This is a genomic window from Pauljensenia sp. 20925_1_27, assembly GCF_041432835.1.
GTDB lineage: Bacteria > Actinomycetota > Actinomycetes > Actinomycetales > Actinomycetaceae > Pauljensenia.
The window spans coordinates 21,839-34,782 of sequence record NZ_JAPWAH010000014.1; the positions used below are offsets into that span (position 1 = coordinate 21,839).

8 protein-coding genes are annotated in these 12,944 nt (G+C 66.7%); 6 read left to right on the top strand and 2 right to left on the bottom strand.

Translation table 11 applies throughout. The annotated features are described in order from the left end of the window. Positions 1-180 precede the first annotated feature (180 nt). The 5 genes from O3684_RS07895 to O3684_RS07915 all read left to right on the top strand — a co-directional run bounded on the left by O3684_RS07895 (position 181) and on the right by O3684_RS07915 (position 7,919). A complete protein-coding gene (locus O3684_RS07895) occupies positions 181-1,272 on the top strand; it encodes a phosphatase PAP2 family protein (RefSeq protein ID WP_500066161.1) in 1,092 nt (363 codons plus the stop codon). A 1,250-nt stretch (positions 1,273-2,522) separates the two neighbouring features. After that, positions 2,523-3,047: a hypothetical protein gene (locus tag O3684_RS07900; RefSeq protein WP_500066163.1), complete on the top strand. Its 525-nt coding sequence runs from the start codon at positions 2,523-2,525 to the stop codon at positions 3,045-3,047. A 780-nt stretch (positions 3,048-3,827) separates the two neighbouring features. After that, positions 3,828-5,747: a ribonucleoside triphosphate reductase gene (locus O3684_RS07905; RefSeq protein WP_500066164.1), complete on the top strand. Its 1,920-nt coding sequence runs from the start codon at positions 3,828-3,830 to the stop codon at positions 5,745-5,747. Between the two features lies 1 nt (position 5,748). Then, positions 5,749-6,561: an anaerobic ribonucleoside-triphosphate reductase activating protein gene (locus O3684_RS07910; protein WP_500066166.1), complete on the top strand. Its 813-nt coding sequence runs from the start codon at positions 5,749-5,751 to the stop codon at positions 6,559-6,561. A gap of 116 nt (positions 6,562-6,677) precedes the next feature. Beyond that, positions 6,678-7,919, top strand: a complete 1,242-nt coding sequence (locus O3684_RS07915) for a variant leucine-rich repeat-containing protein (RefSeq protein WP_500066168.1) — start codon at positions 6,678-6,680, stop codon at positions 7,917-7,919. 175 nt (positions 7,920-8,094) lie between these two features. Here the strand turns inward: O3684_RS07915 and O3684_RS07920 are convergent, their stop codons facing one another. Next, positions 8,095-9,240, bottom strand: coding sequence for an acyl-CoA dehydrogenase family protein (locus O3684_RS07920; protein ID WP_500063472.1), 1,146 nt, complete (start codon positions 9,238-9,240; stop codon positions 8,095-8,097). 196 nt (positions 9,241-9,436) lie between these two features. Between O3684_RS07920 and O3684_RS07925 the strand changes: the two genes are divergently transcribed. Next, positions 9,437-10,045 carry a LytR C-terminal domain-containing protein gene (locus O3684_RS07925; protein ID WP_500063473.1) on the top strand — a complete coding sequence of 203 codons (609 nt, stop codon included), beginning with the start codon at positions 9,437-9,439 and terminating at the stop codon, positions 10,043-10,045. Between the two features lie 1,637 nt (positions 10,046-11,682). On the opposite strand, the gene O3684_RS07930 is transcribed toward O3684_RS07925, so the two are convergent. Then, positions 11,683-12,930 carry an App1 family protein phosphatidate phosphatase gene (locus O3684_RS07930; protein WP_500066170.1) on the bottom strand — a complete coding sequence of 416 codons (1,248 nt, stop codon included), beginning with the start codon at positions 12,928-12,930 and terminating at the stop codon, positions 11,683-11,685. Positions 12,931-12,944 lie beyond the last annotated feature (14 nt).

Consider the following 12,944-nt stretch of genomic DNA (forward strand, 5'->3'; position numbering starts at 1 on the left):
GGTGCGCGGGCATCCCAACTGAGTGCCGCCCACCCGGGGCAGGCCTTGTGCTTCCCTGCCCACCCCAGTCCCCTGTGCGATCGCCTTCGACTAGCGTCAAACCCGAACCGATCCACACGCCCGCGCCACACTCCACTACAGTGGAGACGGAATACGCCATCGACACGAACGGAGGACACCATGGACGACCCCAACGCCGCTCTGCCCTCCGACCCCACCGTCGACGAGTCCTACACCAAAGGCGCGCGCCCTGCGCGCCCCCGCAAGCGCTCGTCGGCAACCGCCGATACCGCGGGCCGCGCGCCCCGAGAGGACAGCGCGCCCGCGACCCAGCGCGGCGCCCGAGGGCGCACCCCCAGCCCCGCACCCGCCGACACGCCTGCGGCGGACGGGCCCCGGCCTCGTCGACTCGTGTCCGACTCCTGGTACCGGCTCAAGCTGGCCCGACGCATCGGCGGCGTCGCCACCTGCCTGCTGCTCACGATGCTCATCAGCCACGTCGCGCTCGCAACCGCGCCCGGGCAAGTCCTCGACACCATCCTCATGGAAGGCACGATGCGCTCCGCGAGCCGCTACGAAGCCTTCTCCACACTCATCACGGGCATCGTGTCCGTGCCCGTCATGGTCGCAGCCGGCCTCTTCGTCGCCCTTGTCGCCGCCGCGCGACGCCGACCCACCCTCGCCGGGCGCGCCCTCGGAGCCGTCGTCGGCGCGAACGTCACGACCCAAATCCTCAAGGACTACATCCTCACCCGCCCCAATCTCGGCGTCACAACGGGTGCCGGCAACTCGCTGCCCTCCGGGCACACGACCGTTGCCGTCACCCTCTCGCTCGCCCTCATCGTCGTCGCACCCCAATGGTTCCGCAGCCCGTCCGCGTGGATCGGGTGGGCGTGGACATCCCTCATGGGCGTGTCCGTCATGATGGAAGGCTGGCACCGCCCCTCCGACGTCATCACCGCCGTCCTCATCGCGGGGGCGTGGGCGCTCGCCCTGTCGCCCATCGAGCGGCGGCCCCGGCACGGCGCGAAAGTTCAACGCGTGATGGTGTGGGTGAGCCTCGGGCTCATCGTCATCGCGCTGCTGGCCACCGGTGCCGCCATGTGGGGCTTCAGCATGTCCGCCGCATCCCCCGGATCCGGCTACGGCTTCGAGGACTTCCTGCAAGTGAGGCCCTGGCGGTCCCGCGTCCTCGGCGTCGCCGCCGTCGCGTGGGTGAGCGCCGCGTGCGGCCTCATCATGCACGAAGTCGACCGCCTCGCGGGCGAGTAAATTCGGCGGTTCCGGCGGTTCCGGCTGATGTGCTGCGGTTCCGGCTGATGTGCTGCGGTTCCGGCTGATGTGCTGCGGTTCCGGCTGATGTGCTGCGGTGCTTGTGGCGACGCTGGTGTTCCGGGCGCTGCCTGTTCTTCGGGCGCTGCCTGTGGCGTCGCTGGTGTTCTGGGCATCGTCGGGCCTGGCTGCTGGGTGTGCCGGTCGGTGGTGGCTTTTCTGCTCATGGTGCTTGTGGTGCCGGTGGTGTTCTGGGCGTTGTCGGGCCTGGCTGCTGTGTGTGCCGGGTTCCTTGCGTTGCTTGTGGTGCCGTTGGCGTTCCGGGCGCGCCCGATTTCCGGCCGCCGCGTGGCCTGCCCGCCCGCTCGCCGTCTGCGCTGCGAGCTTTCAGCTCGGCGCGTCGTCTCGAAGCCCGGCCGGGCCCTGCAGGCCTCGCGGCGGCCTCTGATCGGGCGGTGCTTATCGTTAGTGTGTTGCCGGTCAGGCCCCTGCGGCGTCCTCCGCACCGGCGGTGCCTGTGTCGCTGATCGGCGGCTTGGTGCGTCGTCTCGAAGCCCGGACTGGCCCGTCGGCCTGCCCCCGTGGCCTGCCACCGCGTCCTGGCCCGTCGGCACAGCAATTTCGCATGCAATTCCCCTATATCTATTTCAAACTTTGAATTCAAATCGTTGGAATTGCAACGTTTTCAGACGTTGTTGAAAGTTCATGCAATCGAATTGCATGCGATTTTGCTGAGTGCTGGCCCTGCCGCCCACGGGCACTGCAGCCAAGACGTGCATGCGGGATAAAGTTCTCCCTGCTCGGGTTGTTGGTGGCTCGAGCGGTACAAAGTTCTCCCTGCTGGCGTCAAATGCCCCAAAATCGGCGTTTTTCGGTGTGCTGGGAGAGTTTTGTACTGGGTGGGCCGCTGGCTTGGGTGTGCTGGGAGAGTTTTGTACCGGGTGGGCCGCTGGCTTGGGTGTGTTGGGAGAGTTTTGTACCGGTTCGACCCGCGAGGGCTGCGAACAGGGAGAGTTTTGTACCGGGCCGTCGAATCAGGTGTGCAGGGCCGGTTTAGTGAAACCACCGGAACCACTGCGGATTACCAGTTTGCTGCTGACAGGCATCGGACGTCGCGATGCCACTAGCCCCACATGACTCTAGCGGTGGATAATGGCGGCGGGTTATCGAGCTGCTGACTTGGCAGGCAGTGGCCCTGCCGTCGGCGCTCCAACCCCGCCACCAACCGCAGATCACCAGAAAGGGCCGCCATGCCTCGTTCCGCATCAGCCGTCGTCACCTCCAAGCCCGCGCGCTTCGTCCTGGCGCTGCTGCGCATCGCGGTTGGCTTCATTTTCCTGTGGTCGTTCGTGGATAAGACCTTCGGCCTGCACTATTCGACGGGCCCGTCGCGCGCGTGGATCAACGGTGGCACGCCGGCGCAGAGCTACCTGACGGGCGCCACCACAGGCAAGCCCCTGGCCTCCTTCTTCGAGTCCCTCGCCGTGCCCGCGATGGATTGGCTGTTCATGCTGGGGTTGTTGGGGATTGGGGTGGCGTTCCTGCTGGGTATTGGCACGCGGCTCGCGGCCGTCGCGGGCGTCGTCATGCTGGGTTTCATGTACGCGGCCGTCGCGCCGTGGGTGTGGGGATCCCTCAACCCGGTTGTCAACGAGCACCTGGTCTACGCGCTCGTCCTCATCCTGATTCCGCTCACCAGCGCGGGTGACACGCTCGGTCTGGGCGCGTGGTGGAAGGGCCTGGGGCTCGTCAAGAAGCTGCCCTTCCTCGTCTGATTCGTTCCCTCGACGAGGCCGTGGCCGGGTTCTCCGGTCGCGGCCTCCGCGTTTTGTGGTGGGGGCTGTCGCGTTGGTGGGGGCTGTCGCGTTGGTGGGGGCTGTCGCGTTGGTGGGGGCTGTCGCGTTGGCGGGGGCTGTCGCGTTTCGTGGTTTCCCAACAATCTCGCATGCAATTCCCCTGGGTCTATTTCAAATGTTGAATTGCGATCGTTGGAATTGCAACGTTCGTAGGGGATGTTGAAGGTTAAAGTAATTGAATTGCATGCGGAATTTTGGGTGCGAGGCCGGGGTGCCGGGAGTGTGGGAGCGCGGGGTGCCGGGAGTCGGGACGTAGGTCCCCGATGGATCCCGAAAAAGCGCGCAAATGACGAGCGGAATGGCCCGCCGCGCGCGTCGCGTTTCTGACGCACGATTGACACTAGATATTGTGGTCATCGTTCGGCTCAAACACTAGATCTAGTGATCCGTGATCGCGTACCCCTAGATCTAGGGGAGGCCACACCGGGCGGAGGAAACCTCCATCACCCACAGTGCCACGACCGCGCCCCACAAGGGCGCAGTGTTCACGACGTGTCGATCACGCGTCCGAACAGCAGGACGGTCGCCCGCCGGAGGCGGTGAAGCGGCGGCGGGCCGCCTTCGCAACGCAACGCCGCGACAACGCAACACTGCAACGCCGCGACACGGCGACACAGTCCAACAACCACACAGCGACAACCACACACAGCCCCACCACACAGATCCCCACGCCGAAGTACCCACTGCAGAACTGCAGAAGTGCAGACACGCAAACACGCAGACACGCGGCAACGCAGAAAAGACAGGACCAGAACAATGACCGCACCCCGATACGACGTCGACGCTATTGCAACCGTCGAGGAGTACCTCGATCGTTCCGATTGGCGAGTGAACGCCAACGCGAACCAGGGGTATTCGCTGGGCGGTCTGATCCTGAATTCGGCGGGCAAGATCGTCGCCAACTACTGGCTTGAGCACGTCTACACTCCGGAGATTGGCGCGCCGCACCGCGAGGGCGACTACCACATCCACGACCTCGACATGTTCGCCGGCTACTGCGCCGGCTGGTCCCTCAAGCGCCTCATCCAGGAGGGCTTCAACGGCGTGGGCGGCGCGATCGCCTCGGCCCCGCCCAAGCACTTCTCCTCGGCCTGCGGCCAGATCGTCAACTTCCTCGGCACCCTCCAGAACGAGTGGGCGGGTGCCCAGGCGTTCTCCTCCTTCGACACCTACATGGCACCATTCGTGCGCCTGGACGACATGGAGTACGAGGAGATCGTGCAGTGCATGCAGGAGCTCATCTACAACCTGAACGTGCCCTCGCGCTGGGGCAGCCAGTGCCCCTTCACGAACCTGACCTTCGACTGGACGTGCCCGGACGACCTGGCCGACGAGCATCCTCTCATCGGCGACGAGGTCGTCGACTTCACCTACGGCGAGCTGCAGCGGGAAATGGACCTCATTAACCGCGCGTTCATCGAGGTCATGACGGGCGGCGACGCGGACGGGCGAGTCTTCACGTTCCCGATCCCGACCTACAACATCACGCCCGACTTCGATTGGGAGGGCGAGAACGTCGACGCCCTCTTCGATATGACGGCGAAGTACGGCCTGCCCTACTTCCAGAACTTCATCAATTCGGACCTGGACCCGCACATGATCCGTTCCATGTGCTGCCGCCTGCAGCTGGACCTGCGCGAGCTCCTCAAGCGCGGCAACGGCCTCTTCGGCTCGGCGGAGCTCACGGGCTCGATCGGTGTGGTCACGCTGAATATGGCGCGCCTCGGCTACCTGTACAAGGGTGACGAGGAGGGCCTGGTCGCGCGCATGGACGAGCTCATCGACCTGGCCTCGAAGTCCCTCGAGATCAAGCGCGAGACCATCCAGTGCCACATGGATCACGGCCTCTTCCCTTACTCGCAGCGCTACCTGGGCACGCTCGATAACCACTTCTCGACGATCGGCGTCAACGGCATGAACGAGATGGTGCGCAACTTCAGCGACGACGCCTACGACCTGACGGATCCGCGCGGCTTTGACATGTGCGTGCGTGTCCTGGACCGCGTGCGCGAGCGCATGGTTCAGCTCCAGGAGGCCACCGGCCACATGTACAATCTGGAGGCCACCCCCGCGGAGGGCACGACGTACCGTTTCGCGAAGGAGGATCGCAAGCGCTTCCCCGACATCATCCAGGCGGGCACGCCCGATGAGCCGTACTACACGAACTCCTCGCAGCTGCCGGTCGCGTACACGGATGACCCGTTCCAGGCGCTCGAGGATCAGGAGGTCCTACAGGGCAAGTACACGGGCGGCACGGTCCTGCACCTGTACATGGGCGAGCGCGTTTCCTCGGGCGAGGCCTGCAAGGAGATGGTGCGCCGCTCGCTGACGGCCTTCAAGGTTCCCTACATCACGATCACGCCGACCTTCTCGATCTGCCCGGTTCACGGCTACCTGGCGGGTGAGCACTTCACCTGCGACAAGTGCGCTGCCGCCCACCCCGATGCCGAGCCGCAGGCCTGCGAGGTGTGGACGCGCGTCATGGGCTACTTCCGCCCGGTCCAGTCCTTCAACATCGGCAAGAAGGGCGAGTACCACGAGCGTCAGATGTTCTCCGAGAGCGCCGCGGACGCGCACGGTGAGCTCGTCAGCGCGTTCCCTCCCGCGGGGAGCCGCTGACGTGGGTGCCCGTCCCCCGATTGACGAGGCCGGGGCTCCCCGGGAGGGCACGCTGAGCCTGGGCGGCCCCGGCCTCGTCGGGGGGCGAGCGAACCGCGAGTGGACGCCGGACGACCTGCAGATCGCGGGCCTCGTCCCGATGTCGACCGTGGACTGGCCGGGCAAGTTCGCGGCTTCCCTGTTTCTGCAGGGGTGCCCGTGGGCGTGCCCGTACTGCCACAACAGCGCGATTATCGACCCGCGCATCCCGGGCGTGGTCGCATGGAGCACGCTCGAGGATCTGCTGGCGCGCCGCCGCGGCCTCCTCGATGGCGTCGTGTTTTCGGGCGGCGAGGCGACCCGCCAGGTAGCGCTGGGGGCGGCGATGGCGCGCGTGCGCGAGCTCGGCTTCTGCGTCGGCCTGCACACCGCGGGTCCCTACCCGCGCCGCCTGGCGGAGCTGCTGGGCGCGGGCCTCGTCGATTGGGTGGGCATCGACGTGAAGGCGACCCGGGGCAACTACGAGGCCGTGGCCGGGCGGGCGGGTGCCGGGGAGCGGGCGTGGGAGTCGCTGCGCATCGTCCTGGCCCACCCCGAGGTGGACCACGAGGTGCGCCTGACCGTCTACCCGGATGGTCCCGGCGACGGTTTCGAGGTTGCGGCGCGCGCGAGAGAGATGGGGGCGAGGACCTTCGCGCTCCAGCAGGCACGCGACATGGGCACGCCCGATGGGTTCTGTGCGACGAGGCCGGGGTGGGACGACCAGGTTCGCTCCCTCGCGCGGGACATCGAAACCCTGGGCTTTGACAGGTTTGTCTTCCGTGGTGACTCGTAGAGCTTTTGTCAAGTGACAGCGCCGCATGGTGGGAAAAAATATGGTGAAGGTTTCACTTGTGACCCCTGATCGCGGTATTGTGTAACAACCTCGTGACCGTGAAGTCTGGAGTTTCGATGGCTGAAGAGCTGCATTTCGACAACCCTGCGGCGGCTGCCCAGGACCCGTCGACCGACGCTGAAGCGCTGCGCCAGCTGGCGTACCGCTACCCCGAGCTGCGCCCGGTGGTGGCCGCCCACCCGCACGCCTATCGCGGGCTGCTCGACTGGTTGCACCAGTTCAACGATCCGCAGGTCAACGCGGCACTCGAGGCTCGCGACGACTATGACGGCTACATCGACTCCAACGGCTACCTTGTCATGCACGGTGATGTGTCCGGCGCGGTCGCCGGCTCATCGATCCGCACCTCCGAATCCGGCATGTACGTGCTCGGCCAGGGGGGCGTGAACTCTTACTCGCAGGTCGAGCGCACCACCCCCTACTCGGCTGTCGTCGGCACGAATGCTCCCGTCCCGCAGGTGGGTGCTCGCGAGCAGGTCGTTGCCCAGGTGCAGCGTCATTCCATCCTGGGAGGCAAGGCCGCCCAGGATCCCGAGGCGACCGCCGTCTACCCGAGCGCATCGGCAGGCTCGTCCTACCCCAGCGCGTCGGGCACCCCCGCGCGCACGCAGCCCATGCCCCAGGCCTACCGGGGTGCAGGCGCGTCCTACCAGGTCCAGCCGAGCGCCCCGCAGAACGCCGCGCCCGCCGTCGAATCCAAGGAAAAGCGCGGCTTCCCCGTCATGGCCGTCATCCTCGGTGTCCTCGCCGTGACCGCGGCGGTCCTCCTCGCCTTCGTCATCTACGTGTTCACGCGCGGATACGAGGGACCCGCGGCCGGTTCGAGCCCGAGCTCGTCGTCCTCCTCGTCCTCGTCGACCCCGACGCCTTCTGCGAGCGCCACGACCGAGGAACCCGCGAAGTACCCGGCCCCCGCCGGTGCGATCACCGTCGACTCGTTCTCCTCGCCGTCCGGCAACATCACCTGCTCCTTCACCGCTGACGGCGTCAGCTGCGGCATCGGCGAGTCCGACTGGGCCGAGGACGGCTTCGCCTCCTGCACCGGCAACAAGGTCGGCGTCCTGACCGCCACGAAGGACAAGGCCGGACAGTCCTGCGAGAGCGCTTCGCCCAGCGGCGGCAACGCCCTCGCCTACGGCGCGGCCGCCACGAAGGGCGACTACGCCTGCCACTCCACGCAGGACGGCATCAGCTGCTGGAACACGAAGACCGGTCAGTCCTTCGCGCTGGCGCGCGGCGGCTGGATGATCGGCACGACCGGCGAGATCGGCCCCGAGAAGTTCACGTGGAACGACTGACGCGACGCGCGTAACACGCGCTTCACGGAGGGCGGGCCCGAGGAAATCCTCGGGCCCGCCCTCTCTGTCTGAGTCGACGACGCCTGGGCGCGGCCGTCCTGCGGGGTGGTGCCTCGGGCCGCGCGGCGCGTTCTTGGCGCCGCGCTGCGGCCCCGGCCTCGTTCCCGCTCCGGCGCTACGCCTTCTCGATGGGGCCCAGGATCAGGTTCGCCCACGCGGCGTGCAGGGACTCCTGGTCGGAGGGCTGGAAGAGGCCGGCGAGCGCGTCGCGGTACAGGCGCGAGAGCTCGTGCGTGTTGTAGTAGGCGCTGCCCCCGCACGCGCGCATGGCCTGCTCGACGGCACGAAGCGTGGCCTCGGCAGCCGCGTTCTTCGCGGCGGACAGCTGCGGCATCCACGAGCGGCCGCGGTCCACGCCCTCGTCGATGTCGCGCGCCAGCTCGCGGATCTGCGGGCCGACCGCGTTCATGATGAGAGCGGCCTCGGCGATACGCCAGCGGATGTCGGGGTCGTTGGAGTAGGTCGTCTGGTTCTTCACCGAGCGGCGCTTCGCCACGTGCTCGGCGGCGACCTCGACGGCGCGCTCGCCCACGCCCTGGTAGGTGGCCGCCAGGAGGATCTCGAAGTGGGAGAAGATCCCGAAGATGACGGGGTCGGCGCTCGGTCCCGGGTCCGTGATCGTCAGGATGCGCTCCTCGGGCACGGTCACGCCCTGGAGGAGTGTCGTCATGGACTGGGTGGCGCGCATGCCCAGCGTGTTCCAGTCGTCCTTGATCGAGTAGCCCTCGTCGTCGCGGTGGACGATGCCGAACACGGACTTGGGGCCCTCCTCGGCCTGTGCGCGCCCGAAGATGAGCAGGCGCGTCCACACGGGGGACAGGGACGTGAAGATCTTGGTGCCCTCGAAGGAGTAGCCGCCGTCCGTCGTCGCGGTTGCCCGCGTCGTCGAGCCGAAGAGAACGAGGTCGTTGCCCGGCTCGGAAATACCGAAGCCGAAGACCTCGCCGGCGGCGGCGTCGCGCAGGATCTGCTCGCCGCGCGCGTTGCCTGCCGCCACCAGGTAGCGGCCGAGCCCGACGATGATCTGGTGCATGTTGATGCCCAGCGCGGTACCGGGCGCCGCCTTGGCCAGCGCCGTCTGCTCGGCGGCGATCTCGGTCAGGCTCAGGCCGGCGCCCCCGAACTCCGTGGGGACGAACGCGGCGAGGTATCCGGCCTCGCGCAGGTCGGCGAGGTCGGCCTCGGGGTAGGTGTTCGCGGCGTCGGCGTCGGCGGCGCGCTCGTGGATGCGGGCGAGCAGGTCGGTGTCCAGGAAGCTCATCGCGGTCCTCTTTCGGGTCGGACGGAGGCGAGGCCGGGGCCCCGTGCGGTTGGTGTCCCGCGTAGGGCGGCAGCGCGTGGCCCCGTTACTCAGGGTGACCTTACTGTAGCGCCGAGGGTGTGCGGCGGCGAGATGTAACGTGCCTGACGGGGCGTTGTCTGGCCTCGGGACGCTCCCATTCGATAGGCTGGACACTGTGAGTACTCCGAACGCGCCCCGCACTGCCCTCACTCCGCGCCAGCGATTCCTGCGCGAGCGCCAGCAGCGTCAAAACACGACGTTCGCCATCATCGGTGTCGTGATGTTAGTGGCCGCGGTGGTGGCCTCCCTGGTGTTCACGGGCATCATCCCCGTCCCCTTTGGCAATGACTTTTCGGTGAAGATCAAGTACGCCGAAACCGGCGATATTCCTTGCCCGACCGCGAACGCGAAGCCCGTCGCCCCCGGTCAGGTGTCCGTTATGGTCATCAACACGACGCAGCACCAGGGCCTGGCATCCAAGGCGACGGACATGCTCACAACCGCTGGATTCCAGACGGCGGAGCCCGCGAACTCGGACGTCGAGTACACCGGCAAAGTGCGCATTACCGCCGGTCCGAACGCGGTGGATAACGCCTACTCGGTGGCGCGTTTCTTCCCCGGCGCGCACGTGCGCCTCTCCGACGCGCAGGATTCCACCGTGACCGTCGAGCTGGGAACCTTCTACGACGACGTGATGAGCGCCGAAGACGTGCAGCGAGTCCTGAAGTCCACGGATCCCATCGAGCAGCCCACTAAGTGCCGTCCGATGTCGGGATCAAAGTAGGACTTGTGACGACGCAATAGATGGAAGGGCCGCCCCTCGGGGCGGCCTTTTTATAGTGATGAGCTTCGTTTCGGGGCTAAACGGCAAAATGGGGTTAAAGGACAAAACGTGTTGGTTTTGTGGCGACTTTTTGGCTTGCTTGTGGGGTTATAGGACACTGCGTGTTGCTGGAAGGGTGACTTTTCGGCTTGGCGGTGCGGGAAAGTCGGTGTTTTAGTTGGTTGGGACCAACTATGAGGATGGACAAATCGTGTTGCTGGAGGGGTGACTTTTCGGCTTTGTTGCGCGGGAAAGTCACGATTTTAGTTGGTGTGTTTGCCTCGTTCCTGTGAATCCTGCATCGCGCCCGTGCGTGGGCGAACGCTTGGCCAGGTGTGGACATTCAGCGTCAGGGGTGCAGTTCGCTGAGGCGTGCTAGCCGCCTGCGTTCCTCGCCGCGCACGTGGACCCGCTGATTCGCACGTGGGCCCTCTAATCCGCACGTTAACCCGCCAATACGAGCATGGGTAGCCCGCCCACACTCCACATAGCGGGTTTACGTGCGACATAGCGGGTTAGCTCTCGCAATAGCGGGTTCGCGTGCGAACGCGCAATGTGGCTGTCGGGTCGCTACCACCCTGTCCAGGCGCCCGACAATGTGCGCGAGCAACCCATACCCCCGGGAACTGCCCAAAACGCAGACCACTTCGCCACTAGCAGCCCGTTTTCAGTGTTTTTCACCGAGGTGGTCTGCGTTTTGGGTGCCTCGCTCGTCAGGCAGGCCCCTCGACGGGGGGAATTGCACTACAAGAGGGTGCGACACGCCGGCGACACGCCGTAAGAGGGCTTCGTGTAGTGCAAAACCCCCACCGCCACCGTCGTGGAGCGCACCTGCGGGTCCGGAAGGCCCCGCCCCAGTGCCCATGAGCGGGAAAGCCCAGCAACAGGACCCAAGGGCGGCCCACTTCCGGTACAAAACTCTCCCAGCACACCCCTTCCCACCGCATGTGCGGTACAAAACTCTCCCAGCACGAGCCTCACGGCCCCACTTCCGGTACAAAACTCTCCCTGTTCACCCGAAATGGCTTGATTTGGCGCTTTTTCTACATGCAGGGAGAGTTTTGTACCGTTGTCACCGCCAAGAAGCTGAGCAGGGAGAATTTTGTACCGAACGGCAGAGTTGGGGCTCGCCAACAGGACACCAGGCCCCACCTGCGTGGAGGGTGCCGGAGGGACCGGTGTGGAGGGCACGGGCGGGCTTCGAGGCACAGAGCCTGGCCGCGGTGCCGGTGGGCGGTGGTGGAGCCCGGCCGCAGTATCCACAAACAACAGCAGCACCCAGCCCAAGCAAATTTCGCATGCAATTCCCCCACGACACGAATCGATGCACGCTCAAAAACCGCAGAATATCAACGATCAGACTTCAACACTTGAAATACACTCAGGGGAATTGCATGCGAAATTGGTGGGAGAGTGGCCCGTGGGGCCTCAAGCAGCGTCACGCCGGCGGGCTTGCCCGCTCAGCGGCCGGTCAGCGGCCGCTCAGCGCTCGGTCAGCGCTCGCTCAGCGGCCGGTCAGCGGCCGGAGAGTGGCCCGTGGGGCCTCAAGCAGCGTCACGCCGGCGGGCTTGCCCGCTCAGCACCCGCTCAGCACCCGCTCAGCGGCTGGCGAGCGGCCCGGCCGTGCCACGGCCTCGGATATTCTCCAGGAGCGCCTCGCCGTCCGAACCGTACCAGACGGGAATGGACTCGGGGACGGTCCACAGGGCGTCGGGCACCATGGCCTCGAAGCTGCCGTGAGCCATGAACTGCTCGATCTCGGACAGGGAGCGAATCGCGATGCCCGCGACGCACTGCGGGAACTCGCGGGCGAACTCCGCGTAGATTTCGGGGTCGCGCTGCCCGTCATCGCCGACCAGGAGCCAGCGCATGTGCGGGAACATGCGGGCCAGGCGGCGCAGCTCGCGGCGCTTGTGCTCGGGGCCCGAGCGGAACCATCCCGTGTTCGAGGGGCCGAAGTCCGTCATGAGGAAACCGCCTGCTGGGTAACCGGTGCGCTCCAGGAAGGAACGCACGGTCGGCACGACGTTCCACGCGCCCGTCGACAGGTACATGATGGGGGCGTGGGTGCCCTCGGGCACGCCCTCCGACGTGGCCGAGGAGGTGGTCAGCGTCGTCAGTAGATTCGCCATGCCGGGGACGGCCTCGCGCGCGGAGACGCGGTCGAGGAACGCGTGCTTCGCGGCCGTGACCAGGCGCGGCAGCATCGACACCATGACGGTGTCGTCGATGTCGGAAACCACCCCGAAATGCTCGTCGTCGGAGACGATGCGCAGACGCACGCGGGCGGGGCGTCCGGCGCGGATGCGGCCCTTGCGGGGGCGCTCGTGCATCGCCGAGGCCGGGGCGGGCAGCGGGGTCGCGGTGCGCAAGGTGGCGGCGAGCTTGGCGGCGGTGTCCTCGGACATGCCGAGGGCGCGCACGTCGCCCGCGTGCAGGACCTGAATGGTCGCGTCGTGCCAGCCGGGTTCGAGGCCGTGGCCCAGGACCGTCATGTCGACGAAGCCGCCGCGGTCCGCGAAGGCGAGCCTGCGCGCGTTACCGACCGTGACGAGCACGGGCTGGCGGGGGACCTGGGCGTTGAAAAACTGGCGCCACCCGCGCCTCGTCTGGAGCCAGGAGCGGCCCTCGTCGCCGCGCGCCATGAGGACGCGGCCGAGGATGCGGGCACTGCGCTGGGAGCCGATGCCTCCGAAGCCGACGACGCCCGGGTAGTACCAGCCCTGCGACATGACTGCGACCAGCAGAGTCGACGCGAACTCGCCGACGCCAGCCGTGAGGGCGAGCGCGAGCGAAGGGGATTCGTCGTCGATGAGAGGCGGTCGGAGGCGCATGAGGGCAATCATAGGGCCTCGACCCA

What these genes read in the sequence shown, in the direction of transcription:
- O3684_RS07895 (WP_500066161.1), top strand. Translation starts at nt 181, where the DNA reads ATGGACGACCCCAACGCCGCTCTGCCCTCCGACCCCACCGTCGACGAG.
- O3684_RS07900 (WP_500066163.1), top strand. Translation starts at nt 2,523, where the DNA reads ATGCCTCGTTCCGCATCAGCCGTCGTCACCTCCAAGCCCGCGCGCTTC.
- O3684_RS07915 (WP_500066168.1), top strand. Translation starts at nt 6,678, where the DNA reads ATGGCTGAAGAGCTGCATTTCGACAACCCTGCGGCGGCTGCCCAGGAC.
- O3684_RS07920 (WP_500063472.1), bottom strand. Translation starts at nt 9,240, where the DNA reads ATGAGCTTCCTGGACACCGACCTGCTCGCCCGCATCCACGAGCGCGCC.
- O3684_RS07930 (WP_500066170.1), bottom strand. Translation starts at nt 12,930, where the DNA reads ATGATTGCCCTCATGCGCCTCCGACCGCCTCTCATCGACGACGAATCC.